General features: G+C 70.8%; 19 protein-coding genes. 10 read left to right on the top strand and 9 right to left on the bottom strand.

The window, feature by feature from the left end:
• The first annotated feature begins 122 nt into the window (after positions 1-122).
• From ABD169_RS07625 to moaA, 4 genes are read left to right on the top strand one after another with little or no spacing between them, the layout of a single operon-like run.
• Positions 123-551, top strand: a complete 429-nt coding sequence (locus ABD169_RS07625) for a TOBE domain-containing protein (protein ID WP_046454306.1) — start codon at positions 123-125, stop codon at positions 549-551.
• A complete protein-coding gene (gene modA, locus ABD169_RS07620; protein ID WP_344031108.1) occupies positions 548-1381 on the top strand; it encodes a molybdate ABC transporter substrate-binding protein in 834 nt (277 codons plus the stop codon). Before ABD169_RS07625 ends, modA begins: the two co-directional genes overlap by 4 nt.
• On the top strand, positions 1378-2172 hold the full coding sequence (locus ABD169_RS07615; RefSeq protein WP_344031106.1) for an ABC transporter permease: 795 nt from the start codon (positions 1378-1380) through the stop codon (positions 2170-2172). The genes modA and ABD169_RS07615 overlap by 4 nt, the downstream gene beginning before the upstream one ends.
• A gap of 42 nt (positions 2173-2214) precedes the next feature.
• A complete protein-coding gene (gene moaA, locus ABD169_RS07610; protein WP_344031105.1) occupies positions 2215-3336 on the top strand; it encodes a GTP 3',8-cyclase MoaA in 1122 nt (373 codons plus the stop codon).
• 205 nt (positions 3337-3541) lie between these two features.
• Here the strand turns inward: moaA and ABD169_RS07605 are convergent, their stop codons facing one another.
• Together ABD169_RS07605 and ABD169_RS07600 are read right to left on the bottom strand one after the other, a co-directional pair.
• Positions 3542-3955 carry a molybdenum cofactor biosynthesis protein MoaE gene (locus ABD169_RS07605; protein WP_344031103.1) on the bottom strand — a complete coding sequence of 138 codons (414 nt, stop codon included), beginning with the start codon at positions 3953-3955 and terminating at the stop codon, positions 3542-3544.
• A 50-nt stretch (positions 3956-4005) separates the two neighbouring features.
• Positions 4006-5172 carry a ThiF family adenylyltransferase gene (locus tag ABD169_RS07600; RefSeq protein WP_344031101.1) on the bottom strand — a complete coding sequence of 389 codons (1167 nt, stop codon included), beginning with the start codon at positions 5170-5172 and terminating at the stop codon, positions 4006-4008.
• Positions 5173-5235: 63 nt separating this feature from the next.
• Here ABD169_RS07600 and ABD169_RS07595 point away from each other — a divergent pair, with 63 nt between their 5' ends.
• From ABD169_RS07595 to ABD169_RS07575, 5 genes are all read left to right on the top strand, one after another.
• Positions 5236-5484, top strand: coding sequence for a MoaD/ThiS family protein (locus tag ABD169_RS07595; RefSeq protein ID WP_046454300.1), 249 nt, complete (start codon positions 5236-5238; stop codon positions 5482-5484).
• A gap of 2 nt (positions 5485-5486) precedes the next feature.
• Positions 5487-6770, top strand: a complete 1284-nt coding sequence (locus ABD169_RS07590; protein ID WP_344031099.1) for a molybdopterin molybdotransferase MoeA — start codon at positions 5487-5489, stop codon at positions 6768-6770.
• Positions 6763-7245, top strand: coding sequence for a cyclic pyranopterin monophosphate synthase MoaC (gene moaC, locus ABD169_RS07585; RefSeq protein ID WP_344031097.1), 483 nt, complete (start codon positions 6763-6765; stop codon positions 7243-7245). Before ABD169_RS07590 ends, moaC begins: the two co-directional genes overlap by 8 nt.
• Entirely contained in the window at positions 7242-7748 is a 507-nt protein-coding gene (locus ABD169_RS07580) for a MogA/MoaB family molybdenum cofactor biosynthesis protein (protein WP_344031095.1), read from the top strand. Before moaC ends, ABD169_RS07580 begins: the two co-directional genes overlap by 4 nt.
• A 92-nt stretch (positions 7749-7840) precedes the next feature.
• Positions 7841-8650, top strand: a complete 810-nt coding sequence (locus ABD169_RS07575; protein WP_344031093.1) for a hypothetical protein — start codon at positions 7841-7843, stop codon at positions 8648-8650.
• 106 nt (positions 8651-8756) lie between these two features.
• On the opposite strand, the gene ABD169_RS07570 is transcribed toward ABD169_RS07575, so the two are convergent.
• From ABD169_RS07570 to ABD169_RS07560, 3 genes are all read right to left on the bottom strand, one after another.
• Positions 8757-10190 carry an NCS2 family permease gene (locus tag ABD169_RS07570; protein ID WP_344031091.1) on the bottom strand — a complete coding sequence of 478 codons (1434 nt, stop codon included), beginning with the start codon at positions 10188-10190 and terminating at the stop codon, positions 8757-8759.
• A 117-nt stretch (positions 10191-10307) separates the two neighbouring features.
• Entirely contained in the window at positions 10308-10679 is a 372-nt protein-coding gene (locus tag ABD169_RS07565) for an FKBP-type peptidyl-prolyl cis-trans isomerase (protein WP_046454295.1), read from the bottom strand.
• Between the two features lie 47 nt (positions 10680-10726).
• Positions 10727-12187, bottom strand: coding sequence for an FAD-binding oxidoreductase (locus tag ABD169_RS07560; protein ID WP_344031089.1), 1461 nt, complete (start codon positions 12185-12187; stop codon positions 10727-10729).
• 148 nt (positions 12188-12335) lie between these two features.
• Between ABD169_RS07560 and ABD169_RS07555 the strand changes: the two genes are divergently transcribed.
• The gene (locus ABD169_RS07555; RefSeq protein WP_344031087.1) at positions 12336-13214 is read left to right on the top strand and encodes a fumarylacetoacetate hydrolase family protein; all 879 of its coding nucleotides are present in this window, start codon (positions 12336-12338) and stop codon (positions 13212-13214) included.
• A 187-nt stretch (positions 13215-13401) separates the two neighbouring features.
• Here the strand turns inward: ABD169_RS07555 and ABD169_RS07550 are convergent, their stop codons facing one another.
• The 4 genes from ABD169_RS07550 to ABD169_RS07535 all read right to left on the bottom strand — a co-directional run bounded on the left by ABD169_RS07550 (position 13402) and on the right by ABD169_RS07535 (position 17862).
• Positions 13402-14907, bottom strand: coding sequence for an aspartate ammonia-lyase (locus ABD169_RS07550; RefSeq protein WP_156174912.1), 1506 nt, complete (start codon positions 14905-14907; stop codon positions 13402-13404).
• Positions 14908-14967: 60 nt separating this feature from the next.
• Complete coding sequence (locus ABD169_RS07545; RefSeq protein ID WP_344031085.1) at positions 14968-16323, bottom strand: MFS transporter; 1356 nt, start codon at positions 16321-16323, stop codon at positions 14968-14970.
• An 87-nt stretch (positions 16324-16410) separates the two neighbouring features.
• Positions 16411-17283: a M48 family metalloprotease gene (locus ABD169_RS07540; RefSeq protein ID WP_046454290.1), complete on the bottom strand. Its 873-nt coding sequence runs from the start codon at positions 17281-17283 to the stop codon at positions 16411-16413.
• A gap of 9 nt (positions 17284-17292) precedes the next feature.
• Positions 17293-17862 carry a LemA family protein gene (locus ABD169_RS07535; protein ID WP_046454289.1) on the bottom strand — a complete coding sequence of 190 codons (570 nt, stop codon included), beginning with the start codon at positions 17860-17862 and terminating at the stop codon, positions 17293-17295.
• Between the last annotated feature and the right edge of the window lie 6 nt (positions 17863-17868).

Raw genomic sequence — 17868 nt, 5'->3', positions numbered from 1 at the left:
GTCCGGCGGAAGCCGCGTCAAGCATTCCCTGACGAACGACGCGGATACCGGGAACCGTGGTTTTCTCACCTGCGGAACCATGAGTAGACAAGGCACGCATCTGCGGCGATACACTGACGATCGTGACGCACTATCGGATCAGCGATGCCGCCAGACTCATCGGAGTCAGCGATGACACCATCCGCCGCTGGGCGGCCGACGGGATCCTCGAGTCCGGCACGGACGACGCCGGACGCCGCACCGTCTCGGGCGCCTCCCTCGCCCGGCGGGCCCTCGACCTCGCCCCGCACACCGGCGACGACGAGCCCGTCCGTCGCAGCGCCCGCAATCGATTCACCGGGATCGTCACCGCGATCGAGCGCTCGGGCATCGTCGCGCAGGTCGAACTGCAGTGCGGCCCCAACCGCGTCGTCTCGCTCATGACCTCCGAGGCGCTCGACGACCTCGAGCTCGAGATCGGCTCGCGCGCCACCGCCATCGTCAAAGCCACGACCGTGATCATCGAGGCCGAACGGCCCGACCCCCGCAGCCCGCAGAGGAGAACCCCATGAACCGGAACCGACGCCGCATCGCACGCACCGGCATCGCGGCGGGCGCGCTCGCCGCGCTCGTCCTGCTCGCCGGCTGCGCGTCGGAGTCCGCGCCGAAGCCGAGCGAATCCGCGAAGCCCAGCGCGACCGCGGAGGTCTCGGGCACGCTGACCGTATCGGCCGCGGCATCGCTGCAGCCGGCGTTCGAGCAGCTCACCGCCGATTTCACGAAGCTGCACCCCGGGGTGACGTTCGAGAAGACCACCTTCGACGGCTCGTCGGTACTCGCGACCCAGATCATCGGCGGTGCACCCGTCGACGTGTTCGCCTCGGCGGACGCGAAGAACATGCAGAAGGTCGTGGACGCGAAGCTCGCCGACGGCGCCCCCGTCTCGTTCGCGACGAGCCGGCTCGAGATCGCGGTCGCCCCCGGCAACCCCCTCGGCATCAAGACCCTGGCCGACCTCGCCCAGGCGGGCGCCGACGGGAAGAAGCCCGTCGTCGTGATCTGCGCGCCGGAGGTCCCGTGCGGCAACGCCGCGAAGCAGCTGCTCGACCGCGACAAGGTCGCGCTGACACCCGCGAGCGAGGAGCAGAACGTGACCGCCGTGCTGACGAAGGTGCGCGCCGGCGAAGCCGACGCCGGCCTCGTCTACCGCACCGACGTGATGCGCGCCGGTGCGGAGGTGACCGGCGTCTCGATCCCGGGTGCCGAGGAGGCCGCGGGCAAGTACCTCATCGTGCCGATCGTGGGATCGAAGTCCGCCGACGCCGCGAAGGCGTTCTCCGAATACCTGCGCTCCGACGCGGCGCAGTCGCTGCTCGAGAAGCTCGGATTCAGCCCGGCATGAGCCGATCGCGCGGGGCGGCGGTCCCCGCCGGGCTGCTCGTTCCCGCGGCGCTCGGCGGGGCGCTGCTGCTGCTCCCGCTGCTCGCCCTGCTGACCCGCATGGACTGGGCGGCGCTGCCGGCGACCCTCGTCGCGCCCGAGACGAGCAGCGCGCTGCTGCTCTCGCTCGGCACCGCGGCGGCCTCGACCGCGATCTGCCTGGTGCTCGGCGTACCGCTCGCGATCGTGATCTCACGCGTGTCCGGCCGACTCGCCGCACTGCTGCGCGCGATCGTGACGCTGCCGCTGGTTCTCCCCCCGCTGGTCGGCGGTCTGGCGCTGCTGTCGCTGCTCGGCAGGGGCGGAGTCCTGGGCGATGCGCTCCTGAGCATCGGGATCCGGATCCCGTTCACGACCTTCGCGGTCGTCCTGGCGCAGGTGTTCGTCGCGCTGCCGTTCCTCGTCATCTCGGTCGAGGGATCCCTGCGGCAGCTCGACCCGCAGTACGCCGAGGCGGCCGAGACGCAGGGCGCCGGGCCGTTCACGATCCTGTTCCGCATCACCCTGCCGCTCGTCGGACCGGGCCTCGCGGCCGGCACGATCCTCTGCTTCACGCGCGCGCTCGGCGAGTTCGGAGCGACCGCCCTGTTCGCGGGCAACGCCGCGGGCACCACCCGCACCGTGCCGCTCGCGATCTACACGGCGTTCAACGGTGCCGGGGTCACGCAGGACACCGCGCTCGCGCTCTCGCTGATCCTCATCGCGGTCGCGGTGGTCGCGCTCGTGCTCGTGCGCGGACGCACCGCCGACTGACTCGCGGAGGCGCTTCCCCCGTCCGGGTGCAAGGATGGGAGGATGACCAGCAGCGCCGAAGCCGACGGAGCGAGCGCGCAGGCGTCCGCGCCGCGCGCCCTCCGGCTGCCGTCCACCGGGCTTCCGGACGCTCGCGGCCGAGCGCTGCGCGACCTCCGCATCTCGGTCACCGACCGCTGCAACTTCCGCTGCGTCTACTGCATGCCGAAGGAGATCTTCGGAGCGGACTACCGGTTCATGGAGCGGGACGAGCTGCTCAGTTTCGACGAGATCGTGCGCATCGCGTCCGCCGCGGTCGACCTCGGCGTCGACAAGCTCCGGCTCACCGGCGGCGAGCCGCTGCTGCGTCGCGGGATCGAGGAGCTCATCGCTCGGCTCGCCGAGCTGCGCACGCCGGACGGGCGCAAACCCGACCTCGCGATGACGACGAACGGTTCGGCGCTGCGAGTGAAGGCCACGGCGCTCAAGGCCGCCGGTCTCGACCGGGTGACCGTATCGGTGGACTCGCTCGACGACGGCCGGTTCCAGGCGATCAACGACGTACGCTTCCCCGTGCAGCGGGTGCTCGACGGGATGGCCGCCGCCGCGGAGGCGGGCCTCGGCCCGGTCAAGGTGAACGCTGTGATCAAGCGCGGCGTGAACGACGACGAGATCGTGCCGCTCGCCGAGCACTTCCGCGCGAGCGGTCACACGCTCCGCTTCATCGAGTACATGGACGTCGGATCGTCGAACGGCTGGGTGCTCGACGACGTGGTCCCCTCGGCCGAGATCGTGCGACGCATCGACGCCGCGCATCCGCTCGAGGCGGTCGGAGCGAGCCGCGAGGGAGAGACCGCGAAGCGGTGGAGGTACCGCGACGGATCGGGCGAGATCGGGGTGATCTCGAGCGTCACTGGCGCGTTCTGCGGCAGCTGCACGCGGGCCAGGATCTCGGCCGACGGCAAGCTCTTCACCTGCCTGTTCGCCTCGCACGGAACCGACCTGCGGGCGCTGCTGCGCGGATCCGACGAGGCGGGACGCGGCTGCGACGACGCCGAGCTGCGCGACGCGCTCGCGGGCGTCTGGTCGCGGCGCGACGACCGCTACTCCGAACTGCGCGCGGCGCTGCCGCCCGAGGTCTCGCACGATCGCGAGCGGATCGAGATGTCCTACATCGGCGGATAGCCGGATCCGGAACGCGTCGCTCGATCCGCCGTCCGGTGTGCGTCCGGCGCCTTCTCATGCTGCCTCGGACCGTTCGACGATCGGACGCCTTCTCGACGATCGGACGCCGTCTCGGCCGGCGACACGCCGTCCGGTCGTCGGCCAGGCGTCCACTCGTGAGGCGGCCTACCGGAAGAACGGGTAGCGCCGGGTCAGCGCGAGGCGCCTACAGCCCCACCCACTCGGTCACGCCGTCCGCGAAGTGCTGGCGCTTCCAGATCGGCACCTGGTGCTTGATCCGTTCGACGAGCCGCTCGATCGCGGCGAACGCCTCGGCCCGGTGCGGCGCGGACGCCGCGGCGACGAGCGCGGCGTCGCCGATGCGCAGCTCGCCCACGCGGTGCACGGCGGCGAGCCGCAACCCGCTCGCCGCCGCCTCGGAGGCGACGCACTCCGCGATGAACCGCTCGGCGTCCGGGTGCGCGCGGTAATCGAGCGCCAGCACGCCGCGTCCGCCGTCGTGATCGCGCACGATCCCGTGGAACATCACGACCGCGCCGCACTCGGCGGCTTCGACCGCGGCGCGCACCGCCGCCTCGTCGATGGGCGCGTCCGTGATGCGTGCGAACGGGAGTGTCATGGATCCTCCGGAGGATTCGATGGTGGGAGCCGGGCCGAGCCGCGAGCGGTTCAGCCGCCGCGCTCGATGAGGTCGGGGGCGAGGCGCGCGAGCTCGTCGATGCCGCCCCGCAGGAACGACACCTCGGTGCCGCCGCGCGCGAGGAGCGCCTCGGCGGCCCGGACCGAGCGCGGGTCCCGCTCGCAGTAGATCGTGACGGGGCCCGACGGCGTCGCCGCGCCCGAGACGATCCGGTCGAGAGGCTCCCACTCCGAGTCCCGCAGCCGTCGTTCGGCGCGCTCCTCGGCGTTGCGGACATCGATGAGCCGCGGTGGAACGCCCGAGCGCAGACGCTCGACGAGTTCGGACGCGCTCAGCGGCGTCGCTCCCCCGGCGCGATCCTCGGTCGGCGCGACGCCGCAGAACAGCGCGTAGTCGGTGAGCCCGGTGACCGGTTCCGCGAGCGGATCCCGGTTGATGCGCAGCTCGCGGGTGCGCGCGGCGAGCGCGTCGTAGAGCAGCACGCGGCCGATGAGCGGGTCACCGATGCCGGTGATGAGCTTCAGCGCTTCGGTCGCCAGCAGGGATCCGACGGTGCCGCACAGGCCGGGCAGCACACCGCCCTCGGCGCAGTCCAGCACCGTGTCGGGCGCCGGGGGCTGCGGGAAGAGGTCGCGGTAGCCCGGCCCGTGCGCGTGCCAGGCCACCCCGAGCTGCCCCGAGTACTGCAGGATCGCACCCCACACCAGCGGGATCCCGCTGAGCTGCGCCGCGTCGTTCGCGAGGTAGCGGGTCGGGAAGTTGTCGCTGCCGTCGATCACCAGGTCGTAGTCGGCGAACAGCCCGAGCGCGTTCGCGGCGGTGAGTCGGGTGCGGTGCCGATCGACGACGAGGCCCGGATCGATCCCGAGCACGGTCTCGGCGAGCGAGTCGACCTTCGCGCGTCCCAGATCGGCCGTGGTGTGGGCGACCTGGCGGTGCAGGTTCGAGAGCTCGACCGCATCGTCGTCGACGATGCCGATGCGCCCGACACCGGCGCCTGCGAGGTACGGGACGACGGCGCAGCCGAGCCCGCCGGCCCCGATCACGAGCACGCGCGCGGCGGCGAGCCGGCGCTGCGCCTCCTCGCCGAAGCCCGGCAGAACGATCTGCCGGCGCGCGCGGGCCGCGGCCGCGGCCGAGAGTTCGGGAGCCGGGGCCACGAGCGGGGCGGGGCGTGCGCCTGCGAGCGGTTCCATGGCGCCATTCTACGAGCCGCTCGCGCCCCGAGCACGCCCCGTCGCGACCGCTACGATGAGGGCATGTCCGGGATCACCGTCAGATACTTCGCGGCCGCGGCCGAGGCGTCGGGCCTCGAAGAGGAGCGCTGGGACCTCGCTCCCGCCGCGACCCTCGATGCGCTGCGCACGGGCCTGATCGAGCGCTACGGCGACGCGATGCAGCGCGTGCTGCGCACGGGATCCTTCCTCGTCGACGGCACGGTGCGGCGCGACGGCGGCCCGATCTCGGGCGGCACCGTCGACGTGCTCCCGGCGTTCGCGGGCGGATGAGCATGCGTTCCGTCGCCGACCACCGCCGTATCGTCGATGCGCTGCTCGCGCCCACCCTCGCGCGGCGCGCATCCTCCGATCCCGAGGTGCTGCCCGTCTCCGATTCGGGCCTCACCGGCCGCGTCCTCTCCGAAGCGCTCGTGTCCCGCGATCCGCTGCCGCCCTTCGACAACTCCCAGATGGACGGCTACGCGGTTCGCGCGGCCGACCTCGCAGGCGCATCCGCGAGCGCTCCGGTCGAGCTGCCGATCGGCCGGACGACGGCGGCGGGCGATGCTCCGGTCGCGCACCTCCCGGGCACGGCGTCCCCGGTCATGACCGGCGCGGCGATCCCGATCGGCGCCGACGCCGTCGTCCCGATCGAGCGAGCCGAACCGGCGCGCTTCACCGCGCTCAGCCGCGACGGCGACCCGGATCCCACGGGGACGGTCCGCTTCGCGAGCGTCCCTCCGGTCGGCGAGTTCGTCCGACCGACCGGCTCCGACCTGCCGGCGGCGAGCCCGCTGCTCCCGGCCGGTACGCGCCTCACGCCCGCGCGCATCGGTCTGCTCGCGACCGCCGGCGTCGCCGAGGTCCCAGTGCGTCCCCGACCCCGGATCCTGCTCGTGACGACCGGCGACGAGGTCGTCGATCCCGGCGCGGCGCTCGAGCCCGGCCGGATCCGCGACGCGAACACCCCGATGCTCTCCGCCGCGCTGCGGGAGGCCGGCGCCGAGGTGACCGCCGTGCGGGTACCCGACCGGCCCGAGGCGCTGCGCACGCTGATCGCCGAGCGCGCCGACGCGCACGAGCTGCTCATCACCTCGGGCGGCATCAGCATGGGCGCGTTCGAGGTCGTGCGCGACGCCCTGGCAGGCTCAGGGGTCGATTTCACGGGCATCGCGATGCAGCCGGGCGGCCCGCAGGGCGCCGGGCTGCTGCGCCTCGAACCGGACGACGCGAGCTGCCCGGCCTCCGGGATCCCGGCGCTGTGCTTCCCCGGGAACCCCGTGAGCTCCTGGCTCTCGGCCGAGATGTTCCTCCTCCCCGCGCTCCGTGCCGCCGCAGGCCGGACCGCTTCTCTGCCGGTGGAGCAGCGGGAACTGGCGCACGCGCTCGACTCACCCGCGGCGAAGCACCAGGTGCGACGCGGACGGATCGACGAGCGGGGCCGGGTGCACGTCACGGCTCCCGGTTCGCACCTGCTCGCCGACCTCGCGGCGGCCGAGATCCTCGCCCACGTCCCCGTCGGTGTCGATCGCCTCGACGCCGGCGATACGATCGAAGTCTGGAGACTCGATGTCTAACGCACCCGCGGAGCTGACCCACCTCCGAGCCGACGGCAGCGCCCACATGGTCGACGTGAGCGACAAGGCCGTGACCACGCGCACCGCCCGGGCCGAGGCCGTGCTCGAGACCCGACCCGACGTGATCGAGCTGCTCGTCGCGGGCGAGCTGCCCAAGGGCGAGGCCCTCGGCACCGCGCGCATCGCCGGGATCATGGCCGCCAAGCGCACCTGGGAGCTCATCCCCCTCTGCCACCCGCTGCCGCTCTCCAAGCTGGCCATCGACTTCGAGCCGGGCGAGGACCGCGTCCGGATCATCGCGACGGTGACCACCCGCGGCGTCACCGGGGTCGAGATGGAAGCGCTGACCGCCGCGAGCGTCGCCGCGCTGACCCTCTACGACATGATCAAGGCCGTCGACAAGCAGGCCGTCATCACCGGAACCCGCGTCCTCGCGAAGTCCGGCGGGAAGAGCGGCGACTGGAGCGTCGAGTGAGCGCGGAGGCCCTGCGCACCGCGCGCGTGATCGTCGCGTCGACGAGTGCGGCGGCCGGCGACGCGGCGGACCGCACGGGCCCCCTGATCGTCGCGTGGCTGCGCGAGCGCGGCTTCGAGACGCCCGAACCGGTCGTCGTCGCCGACGGCGATCCGGTCGCCGAGGCCGTGACCCGGGCTCTCGCCGAGGACGCGGACGCGGTGCTCACCACCGGCGGCACGGGGATCTCCCCGAGCGACGCGACCCCCGAGGCGGTCGATCCGCTGCTCGACGTGCGCCTGCCCGGCCTGATCGAGGAACTGCGTCGTCGGGGCACGGCGGCGGGCCTGCCGAGCGCCGCGCTCACCCGCGGCGTCGCCGGCTTCGCGGGACCCGCATTCGTCATGACGTTCCCCGGCTCCCCCGGCGGGGTGCGCGACGGCCTCGCCGTCCTCGATCCGCTGCTGGAGCACCTGCTCGACCAGCGCTCGGGATCGCCGCGTACCGGACACGGGGCGCGGTAGCCCTCGACGTCTCGCGGAGCAGCGCACGCCGGGTATCTTCGCCGCGCTCGCCTCGCGGTTGAGGGGGTATGCAAGGTACTTCGAAGGAAACGATGGTAACCACCACCACTCAGCTGTCCGTTGGCCGACCGGACGGCACAGCTGACCGCTCCGACGTCCCGCAGGAGCCACGGGTCTCGAAGTCAATTCCGTTGATTTCACTTGGATTTGCGGCGCTCGGGATCTTTCTCTTGGCGATCTCGAACGGCTCGCTCTGGCTCATCAGCAATGGGGTGAACGGACTCCTGCTTGCAATGGCCGGCGCGTATGTCCTCTGGTATTCGTCCACCAATCGCATCGCAACCGGGCAGGTCCGCTACGCGAGAGGCGGAAGCGGTCTGCGGTTTTCCCCTCGTGGCCCACGCACGATCGCACTCCTGGCGTTTGTAGGAGTCGCGACCACCCTAGGAGGCCTCCCCTCGCTCCTGATCATCGCCTCCGGGTTCGACCCTGAGCTCGCCGGAGGGACCTTTAGCTGGCGCGGCAAGTTCGCAGTGTTCCTCCTGGCCGCGATGTCCTTCGTCGGCGTATACCTCCTCGTCTTGAGCGTGTCCGTCGGCGTCCATCCGCTCGGGCTGCGCATCACTCAGGCCGGGATCTCGCACTTCCGGAGATTCCGCACCGTCACGATCCCGTGGGAAAGGCCGGTACGCATCTTCGTGGATGAGCCGTCGACCGGACCCGTCCTGATGCTGGACCGAGGAGAAGGGAAACCATACAAGTTCCCGGCGCCCTCGCTCGGCTCCGACCCGTACGTGGTGCACGCCATCATCAGCTTCTACCAGGCGCATGAGAGAGATCGACGTTTCCTGGAGACCCCCGAAGAGGCGATTCGCCGGTTCAAGAGTTCATCCTCTTCGTAGCGATCGAGGAACGGGCCACGGAGCACGGCAGCGCGCGGAGCACGAGAGAGGCCCTTCGGGTTCCGGTGATCCGGAACTCAAGGGGCCTCTCTGCTGCGGTGCCGGGCTACGCCCCGAGCAGGGCCTCGATGGGGCCGCGGGCGAAGAACACCACGAAACCGGCGGCGACGATCCAGAGCAGCCAGTGCACCTGCTTGGCCCGACCCGAGAACGCGTGGACGAGCACCCACGAGACGAAGCCCGCGCCGATGCCGTTCGCGATCGAGTAGGTCAGCGGCATGACCGCCGCGGTGAGGAACACAGGCAGCAGCACGCGGAAATCGGTGAGATCGATGTGCGCGATCTGCGCCATCATCAGCGCGCCCACGATGACGAGCGCGGCCGCGGCGACCTCGGTCGGCACGATCTGCGTCAGCGGCGTGAAGAACATGGCGAGCAGGAACACGCCGCCGGTGACGATGTTCGCGAAGCCCGTGCGCGCGCCCTCGCCGATGCCGGCGCCCGACTCGATGAACACCGTGTTCGAGGACGACGAGGTGAAGCCGCCCGCGATCGCGCCGACGCCCTCGACCACCAGAGCCGACTTGAGGCGCGGGAAGTTGCCCTTCTCGTCGGCCAGGCCGGCCTCGCGCGACAGACCCGTCATGGTGCCCATCGCGTCGAAGAAGTTGGTGAAGAGCAGCGTGAAGACGAGCATGACCACGGTGACCATGCTCACCTTGCCGAAGTCGAAGCTGACCGCGCCGAACAGGCTCAGGTCGGGGACGCTGAACGGTGCACCCGAGAGCGCGGGCACGGTGAGTCCCCAGCCGCCCTTGTTCTCCTGCGCGGAGCCGAGGTGCCAGATCGCCTCGACGATCACGGCGACGACGGTGCCGCTGACGAGGCCGATGAGCAGGCCGCCCTTGACCTTGCGGGCCACGAGGATGCCCGTGAGCACGAGCGTGAAGACGAAGATGACGGTCGGGACCGTGCCGACCGATCCGCCGACGCCGAGACCGACGGGCGGAGAAGCCGCACCGGTGGCGGTCACGAAGCCCGCGTTCACGAAGCCGATGAAGGCGATGAAGAGACCGATGCCGACCGTGATCGCGAGCTTGAGCTGCACGGGGACCGCGTCGAAGATCATGCGGCGCAGGCCGGTCGCGGCCAGCAGCACGATGAGCACGCCGTTGATGATGACGAGCGCCATAGCCTCGGGCCAGGTCACCTGGCCCACGACCGAGAAGGCGAGGAAGGCGTTGATGCCGAGGCCCGCGGCGAAGCCGAAGGGCATGCGTGAGACGATGCCGAAGAGGATCGTCATGACGCCGGCGGTGAGCGCCGTGACCGCGCTCACCGAGGCGAACGGCAGCTTGTCGCCCGCGACGTCGGCGCTGCCCGACAGGATGATCGGGTTGAGGATCACGATGTAGGCCATCGTGACGAACGTCACGAGCCCGCCGCGCACCTCCCGCCCGATGGTCGAGCCGCGCTCACTGATCTCGAAGTACCGATCGACCCAGCTCCGTGCCTCGGTCGTCTGCTCTGCTGCCACCATGCGTCCCTTCGTGCAGTGAAAGCTGCGAATCTCCAGGGAACGACGTTACCAGGCGCACGAGGAAGCCCCCGATTCCTGCGGGAATCGGGGGCTTCGAATGTTCGATGCGCGAGCGGGTCAGCTGACGCCGAGCAGATCGATCACGAAGATCAGGGTCTTGCCCGCGAGGGGGTGCGCACCCGCCGCGCCGTAGGCCTGCGCCGGAGGCACGATGAGCTTGCGGCGGCCGCCGACCTTCATGCCGGGGATGCCGACCTGCCAGCCCTGGATCAGGGAACGCAGGGGGAAGTTGATGGACTCGCCGCGGCCCCACGAGGAGTCGAACTCCTCGCCGGACTCGAACTCGACGCCGAGGTAGTGGACGTTGACGGTGGAGCTCGCGAGAGCCTCCTCGCCGGATCCCTCGACGACGTCGACGATCTGCAGCTCGGTGGGAGCGGGGCCCTCGGGGAACTCGATCTCGGGCTTCGACAGCGATGATTCAGTCATGACTCCATTCTTGCGGGTCCGGAGCCCGCTCGACACCGCGTTCGCTCTCAGGGAACCGTGTCACCATTCGCGTTCGCACCGGGATCGTCCGCGACGAACACCGCGTCCGGGTTCAACTGCCCCCGCGGATCGAACAGTTGCCGGATCCCCCGCTGCAGCGCGAACGACTCGTCCCCGAGCTCGTCGCGCAGCCAGCGCGCCTTCAGCACGCCGATGCCGTGCTCGCCGGTGAGGGTGCCGCCCAGGTCGAGCGCTGCGCGGAACACGCGCGCGGCAGCGTCCCAGACACGCTCCGGGATCTCGCCGCCCGGGGTGCGGTCCTCGGCGCGCACGGACAGGTGCGGATGCAGGTTGCCGTCGGCCGCGTGCCCCGCCGTCGGGATCTCGATCCCGGTCTCGGCCTCGATCCGCGCGATCGCCGCGTACATCTCGGCGAGCCGCGAGCGCGGTACGCAGACGTCCTCGATCAGCACGTCGGTGCCGTTCGGCAGCGCCGGGTTCATCGCGCGCCGGACGCCGAGCACCCGCTCTCCGCCCGCTTCGTCGTCGCAGCGGATCGCGCGTCCACCGAGCGCATCGACGAGACGCATCGCGCGCTCCGCGGCCGCTCCGGCGCCCTCCGCGTCCCACTGGACGATGACGGCCGCCGATCCGGCGCCGAGCGGACCCGCGAACGGCCCGGGCCGATCGGCCTCCGGCAGGTACCGGGTCACCGCCGCGAGCGAGCGGGCGTCCATGATCTCGAGCAACGCCGGCCGCTGTCCGGCCGCCTGCAGCTCCCGGCACAGCTCGAGCGCTCCGCCGAGATCCGGCAGGACCGCGCCGACGGTGACCGGCTCCACGTCCGGACGCGGGATCAGGCGCACCGTCGCCTCCGTGATGACGCCGAGGGTGCCCTCCGATCCGACGAGCAGCGCGGTCAGGTCGTAGCCCGTGACCCCCTTCACGCTCCGGTGCCCCGTGCGCAGGATCCTGCCGTCGGCCAGCACCGCGGTGAGGCCGAGCACCGCCTCTCGGGTCACCCCGTACTTCGCGCAGAGCAGACCGCCGGCGTTCGTCGCGATGTTGCCGCCGATCGTCGAGATCGCGCGGCTCGCCGGATCCGGGGCGTACCGCAGGCCGTACTGGCGCGCCGCTCGGTCCAGCTCGGCGTTGATCACGCCGGCGCCGACGACGGCGACCTGGTCGACCGGGTCGATCTCGCGGATCTCGGTCATGCGCGCCGTCGACAGGGCGATGCGTCCCGCACCGACGACTCCACCGCCGGCGAGGCCGGTGCCCGCTCCCCGCGGCACGACCGGGACCCCGTGCGCGGCCGCGATCCGCAGCACCGCCGCGGCCTGCTCGGTGTCCGCGGGCTCCGCGAGCCCGATCCCCCGGCCCTCCGCGATCAGACCGCTCCGGTCCCCGCGCAGCGCTTCGAGCCGCGATCCGTCGGTGATCCAGTGCGCGCCGAGCAGCCCGCTCAGCTCCGCGTCGAGGCTCGATCCCGCATTCGTTCCGCTCATGGGTCCATCGTGGTCTCGCCTCCCGGATCCGTGCAACTGAGGGGTGCCGACGAAACCAGGGGCCCGACGCGCGAGGAACCCCACCATCGAATGCCCGAGTCGTGCGCGCGGAGACATGGATCGGGCCGCTATGCCCTAGCCTGGAGAGGTGAAGTTCGCACATCTCATCCCCGCTGAGTCCCCCGCCGGTTCCGACCCCGAGCTGGTGCTCGTACGCGAGGACCGCGGGGTTCCGGTGCGCGAGCTCGGCAGCAGCGCCACGACCCTCGGCGATCTCATTGCGGAGGGTCCCGAGGCGCTGGACCGGGTGCGCGCCGCAGCCGAGGCGCTGAGCGCCGATGCGGGCTACGCGATCGACTCCGCGAGCTACGCGCCCGCCGTCATCGCACCCCCCATCGTGCTGGCCGTCGGACTCAACTACGACGAGCACGCGAGCGAGCTGAGCCTCGACAACGACTCGGGTCCCGTGCTGTTCTCGCTGTTCCCGAACTCGCTGGGCGCGCACGAGGGTCATGTTCCGCTGCCCCCCGCCATCAGCGACGAGGTCGACTACGAGGGCGAGCTCGGTGTGATCATCGGCAAGACCACCAAGAACGCGTCCGTCGAGGAGGCGCTCGACTCGGTGTTTGGCTACACCGTCATCAACGACATCACGGCCCGCGACATCCAGTTCCGCGAGCCCCAGTGGTCGCGCTGCAAGTCGTTCGACGGCTTCACCCCTGTCGGTCCCGTCGTCGTCACCGCCGACGAGATCCCCGACCCGCAGGCGCTGCACATCACCACCGACGTCGACGGCCTGCGCGTGCAGGACTCGACCACCGGCTTCATGATCCGCACCGTCGCTCAGCTCATCTCGACGCTGTCGCAGGAGCTGACCCTGCTGCCCGGCACGCTCATCTCCACCGGCTCCCCCGGCGGCGCCGGCCGCTCGCGCAAGCCCCCGCTGTACCTGCGGCCCGGCACCGACGTGACCGTGACCATCGAGGGCATCGGCGCGCTCACCTCGCACTGCATCCTGCCCGAGTAGTCCGCGCATGTGCAGCGAACGGCCGCCCGCGTCTCCGCGCGGGCGGCCGTTCGCGTTTCGCGGTGATCGCGTTTCGCGGTGATCGCGTTTCGCCGCACTCGCGGCGTTCGCGTCGGAAACGCGGACGGGGCGGGCGGCGGATCCGTGGATCCACCGCCCGCCCCGTCCGTTCAGGCGGACCCGAGGGTCAGTCGCTGCCCTTCGCGGGCGCCTTGGCTGCCTCGGGAGCCTCGCCCGCGGCGTCCGGCAGAACCTGCTTGGGGATGTCGATGACCCCGGTGTCGGGAGCCAGGCCGGCGAGCTTCGCCGGCTGCAGGATCTCGTCGAGCTGCGCCTGATCGAGCAGGCCGGCCGTGATGACGAGGTCGGAGACCTTCTCGTTGGTGGCGAGCGCCTGCTTCGCGAGCTTCGCGGCCTCGGCGTAGCCGATGACGGGGGCGAGCGCGGTGATGACGGTCACCGAGCGGGCGACGGTGTCGGCCAGACGCTCCTCGTTCGCGGTGATGCCGTCGACGCAGTTCACGCGCAGCGTCTGGCAGGCGCGCTCGAGCCAGGTGATCGACTGGAACAGCGAGTGCGCGATGATCGGCTCGAACGCGTTCAGCTGCAGCTGACCGGCCTCGACCGCCATCGACACGGTGACGTCGGCGCCGGCGACCGAGTACGCCACCTGCGAGACGGCTTCGGGGATGACGGGGTTGACCTTGCCGGGCATGATCGACGAGCCGGCCTGGCGGGCGGGCAGGTTGATCTCGCCGAGACCGGCCTGCGGACCCGACGAGAGCAGGCGCAGGTCGTTGGAGATCTTGGAGAGCTTGAGGGCGCTGCGCTTGAGCGCGCCCGAGAAGGTGATGAACACGCCGGTGTCGCTGGTGGACTCGACGAGGTCGCCCGCGGTGACGAGGTCGAGACCGGTGATCTCGCGCAGGTGCCGGATGACCGACTCCTTGTAGCCGCGCGGCGCGTTGATGCCCGTGCCGATGGCGGTGGCGCCCATGTTCACCTCGCCGAGCAGCGAGACAGCCTCGCGGAGGCGCTCGATGTCCTCGCGGAGGGTGACGGCGAAGGCGTTGAACTCCTGGCCGAGGGTCATGGGGACGGCGTCCTGCAGCTGCGTGCGGCCGACCTTGATGATGTGCGAGAACTCGCGGCCCTTGGCGGCGAACGACTCGGCGAGCAGCGAGAGCTCCTCGAGCAGGCTCTGCAGCGAGAACGCGAGCGCGATCTTGATCGCGGTCGGGTAGGTGTCGTTGGTCGACTGCGAGCGGTTGGTGTGGTCGTTCGGGTTGATGAAGGCGTAGTCGCCCTTCTGGTGACCCGCGAGCTCGAGCGCCCGGTTGGTGATGACCTCGTTCGCGTTCATGTTGGTCGAGGTGCCGGCACCGCCCTGCACCACGCCGACCACGAACTGGTCGAGCAGCATGCCCGTCTTGACCTCTTCGCAGGCGCGGTCGATGAGGGTCGCACGCTGCTCGTCGAGCGCGCCGATCTCGAGGTTGGCGCGCGCCGCCGCCTGCTTCACGCACGCGAACGCGCGCACGAAGTCGGGGTAGACCGAGATCGGTCGGCGCGAGATCGGGAAGTTCACGTGCGCTCGCGCGGTGTGCACCCCCCAATAGGCCGAAGCCGGGATCTCCAGGCTGCCGAGCGAATCAGTCTCGGTGCGGGTCTGGCTGGACAGGAAGTCACTCACGATGTATCAGGCTCCACGAATGATGCTGAGCGCGCGGCGGCCGCCGACGCACGACAGCACTCAGCCTACTCCGTGCGGGGCGTCTCCGCTGTCGTCGCGGACGCGCCGCAGCACCTCGATGGGCGCCGTCAGCGTCTCGACCTGCGCTCCGGGATCGTCTCCGAGTCCGGGTCGCCCCGCGTGGGTCACCCGGAACCGGTGATCCCGGTCGTAGTGCACGCGGAGCCGACGCTCGACGAGCAGCCAGCCGACGCCGATCCCGAACGCGACGGCACCCGAGATCGCCGCGACGCCGAGGGTCCAGCGCGGACCGAAGGCGTCGGCGATCGCGCCGACGACGGGCGCGCCGATGGGCGTGCCCCCCATGAGGATCGCGAAGTAAAGCGAGAGCACCCGCCCGCGCACCGCCGGGTCGGAGGTGGTCTGCACGAAGCCGTTGGCGGTGGTGAGCAGCGTCGCCGTCGAGAAGCCGAGCAGCACGAGCGTCGCCGCGAAGCTCCAGAAGCTCGGCATGAGCGCGGCGATCAGGCTCGCGGCGCCGAAACCGCCGGCCGAGAGCACGACGACGCGCAGGCGCGCCGCGGGCCGACGTGCCGCGAGCAGCGCTCCGGTGAGGGATCCGATGGCGAGGATCGACGACAGCAGGCCGTACTCCCCCGCGCCGCGGTGGAACTCCACCGCCATGGTCGAGGAGACGACGGGGAAGTTCATGCCGAAGGTGCCGATCACGAACACCATCGCGAAGATCACGAGCAGGTCGTGCCGACGCCAGACGTAGCGGAACCCCGCCGCGAGCTGGCTGCCGTAGGAGCCCGCTCCCGCGCCGATCCGCACGTGCTTCGGGAGCCGGATCGCCCAGAGCGCGCCGAGCACAGCGAGGAACGAGACGGCGTTGATGATGAACACCCAGCCGGACCCGACGACCGCGATCAGCAGGCCGGCGGCGGCCGGTCCGATGAGGCGGGCGGAGTTGAACGAGGCGGAGTTGAGCGCGACGGCGTTCGAGAGCTGGGCCGGACCCACGAGATCGGAGACGAACGACTGCCGCGCCGGAGTGTCGAAGGCGTTGACCGTGCCGAGCGCCAGCGCGAAGCCGTAGACCATCCAGAGTTCCGCGACCCCGGTGATGAGCAGGACACCGAGCCCGAGCGCGAGCAGCATCAGCAGCGACTGCGTGACCATGAGCACGCGTCGCCGGTCGAAGCGGTCGGCGACCGCGCCGCTGATGGGCACGAGCAGGATCTGCGGACCGAACTGCAGCGCCATGGTGATGCCGACCGCCACGGCGTCGGTGTGCGTCAGCTCGGTGAGCACCACCCAGTTCTGCGCCGTGGCCTGCATCCAGGCGCCGATGTTCGAGACGAGCGCGCCGCCGAACCAGATGCGATAGTTGCGCACCGAGAGCGAACGGAACATGCCTGACACGGAACGGGTGACCTCCTCGGAGCGTCTTTCCACCCTACGCCCCTCGGGGGCTCCGCGTCGCCGCGCGTGCTGATTCGGCTAGAACTTGCCGCCCATATCGAGCAGACGGCGGATGCGATCCGGGATGGGCGGGTGCGTGGCGAACAGGCGCTGCGCGAGGCCCGGCTTGAGCGGGTCGGCGATCCAGAGGTGCGCCATGCTCGAGTTCTGCTTCTGCATGGGGCGCCCGTACTCGGACAGCTTGTGCAGCGCGCTGGCCAGCGCCTCCGGATGCCGGGTGGTCATGGCGCCGGTAGCGTCGGCCAGGTACTCGCGCTGACGAGAGACCGCGAGCTGCACGAGCGTTGCGACGAGCGGGGCCACGAGCATCGCGACGAGGCCGAGCACCAGCATGATCGGGTTGCTGTTGTTGTTATTGCGCCCGAAGAACGCCATGCGCATGAGCATGTCGGCGATCATGCCGACCGCGACCACGAGCCCGTAGACGATCATCGAGACGCGGATGTCGTAGTTGCGCACGTGCCCGAGCTCGTGCGCCATGACGCCCTCGAGCTCGGAGTCCGTCATCATCTCGAGCAGGCCCGTGGTGGCCGCGACGATCGCGTGCTCGGGATCCCGGCCCGTGGCGAAGGCGTTCGGCGCGGGGTCCTCGACGATGTAGACCTCGGGCATGGGCGTGCCCGTGGTGATCGAGAGGTTCTCGACGATGCGGTAGAGCCGCGGCTCCTCCGCTGCGGTGACCTGTCGCGCGCCCGCCATCGAGATGGCCTGACGCCCGGCCATGAAGTACTGGAAGACGGCGTAGCCGACCGCCATGACGACCACCCAGATGACGATGGTCGGCGAGCGGTAGATGTACGAAGCGAGCCACCCGAGCCCGCCAACGATCGCGAGGAACAGCAGGATGATGAGAACGCTGTTGACCTTGTTGCGACGGATCGCGCGGTACACGGAACCTCGCTAGAACTGGATGCGCGGCGGCTCGGAGATCGCAGCCACGTCTTCGACCTCGAAGAACTCGCGCTGGGTGAACCCCATGCCCTTCGCGAACAGCGAGTTCGGGAACAGCTGGATCTTCGTGTTGTACTCGCGGACCCCGCCGTTGTAGAAGCGGCGAGCCGCCTGGATCTTGTTCTCGGTGTCGACCAGCTCGCTCTGGAGCTGGAGGAAGTTCTGGCTGGCCTGCAGTTGCGGGTAGGCCTCGGCGACCGCGAAGATGCTCTTGAGCGCGGACTGCATGTGACCCTCGGCCAGGGACGCCTCTGCGGGGCCCTGCGCCGAGATGGTCTCGGCACGCGCCTGCGTGACCGAGTCGAACACGCCCTTCTCGTGCGCGGCGTAGCCCTTGACGGTCTCGACCAGCGCGGGGATGAGGTCGGCTCGGCGCTTCAGCTGCACCGTGATGTCGCTCCACGCCTCATCGACCCGCACGCGGAGCGTGACGAGGGAGTTGTACGTGGCCCAGACGTAGATGCCGAGGATGGCGATCAGCGCGACCACGACGATGACGGCGATGAGGGTTGCGTTCATGCCGCC

The organism is Leucobacter iarius, assembly GCF_039530105.1.
In the GTDB taxonomy this organism is placed as follows: domain Bacteria; phylum Actinomycetota; class Actinomycetes; order Actinomycetales; family Microbacteriaceae; genus Leucobacter; species Leucobacter iarius.
Note: the sequence above shows the minus strand (reverse complement) of the source record. Positions and strands in the feature narration are given on the sequence as shown.

What these genes read in the sequence shown, in the direction of transcription:
- ABD169_RS07590 (WP_344031099.1), top strand. Translation starts at nt 5,487, where the DNA reads ATGCGTTCCGTCGCCGACCACCGCCGTATCGTCGATGCGCTGCTCGCG.
- ABD169_RS07545 (WP_344031085.1), bottom strand. Translation starts at nt 16,323, where the DNA reads ATGTTCCGTTCGCTCTCGGTGCGCAACTATCGCATCTGGTTCGGCGGC.
- ABD169_RS07565 (WP_046454295.1), bottom strand. Translation starts at nt 10,679, where the DNA reads ATGACTGAATCATCGCTGTCGAAGCCCGAGATCGAGTTCCCCGAGGGC.
- moaA (WP_344031105.1), top strand. Translation starts at nt 2,215, where the DNA reads ATGACCAGCAGCGCCGAAGCCGACGGAGCGAGCGCGCAGGCGTCCGCG.
- modA (WP_344031108.1), top strand. Translation starts at nt 548, where the DNA reads ATGAACCGGAACCGACGCCGCATCGCACGCACCGGCATCGCGGCGGGC.
- ABD169_RS07600 (WP_344031101.1), bottom strand. Translation starts at nt 5,172, where the DNA reads ATGGAACCGCTCGCAGGCGCACGCCCCGCCCCGCTCGTGGCCCCGGCT.
- ABD169_RS07535 (WP_046454289.1), bottom strand. Translation starts at nt 17,862, where the DNA reads ATGAACGCAACCCTCATCGCCGTCATCGTCGTGGTCGCGCTGATCGCC.
- ABD169_RS07595 (WP_046454300.1), top strand. Translation starts at nt 5,236, where the DNA reads ATGTCCGGGATCACCGTCAGATACTTCGCGGCCGCGGCCGAGGCGTCG.
- ABD169_RS07615 (WP_344031106.1), top strand. Translation starts at nt 1,378, where the DNA reads ATGAGCCGATCGCGCGGGGCGGCGGTCCCCGCCGGGCTGCTCGTTCCC.
- moaC (WP_344031097.1), top strand. Translation starts at nt 6,763, where the DNA reads ATGTCTAACGCACCCGCGGAGCTGACCCACCTCCGAGCCGACGGCAGC.
- ABD169_RS07575 (WP_344031093.1), top strand. Translation starts at nt 7,841, where the DNA reads ATGGTAACCACCACCACTCAGCTGTCCGTTGGCCGACCGGACGGCACA.
- ABD169_RS07605 (WP_344031103.1), bottom strand. Translation starts at nt 3,955, where the DNA reads ATGACACTCCCGTTCGCACGCATCACGGACGCGCCCATCGACGAGGCG.
- ABD169_RS07560 (WP_344031089.1), bottom strand. Translation starts at nt 12,187, where the DNA reads ATGAGCGGAACGAATGCGGGATCGAGCCTCGACGCGGAGCTGAGCGGG.
- ABD169_RS07570 (WP_344031091.1), bottom strand. Translation starts at nt 10,190, where the DNA reads ATGGTGGCAGCAGAGCAGACGACCGAGGCACGGAGCTGGGTCGATCGG.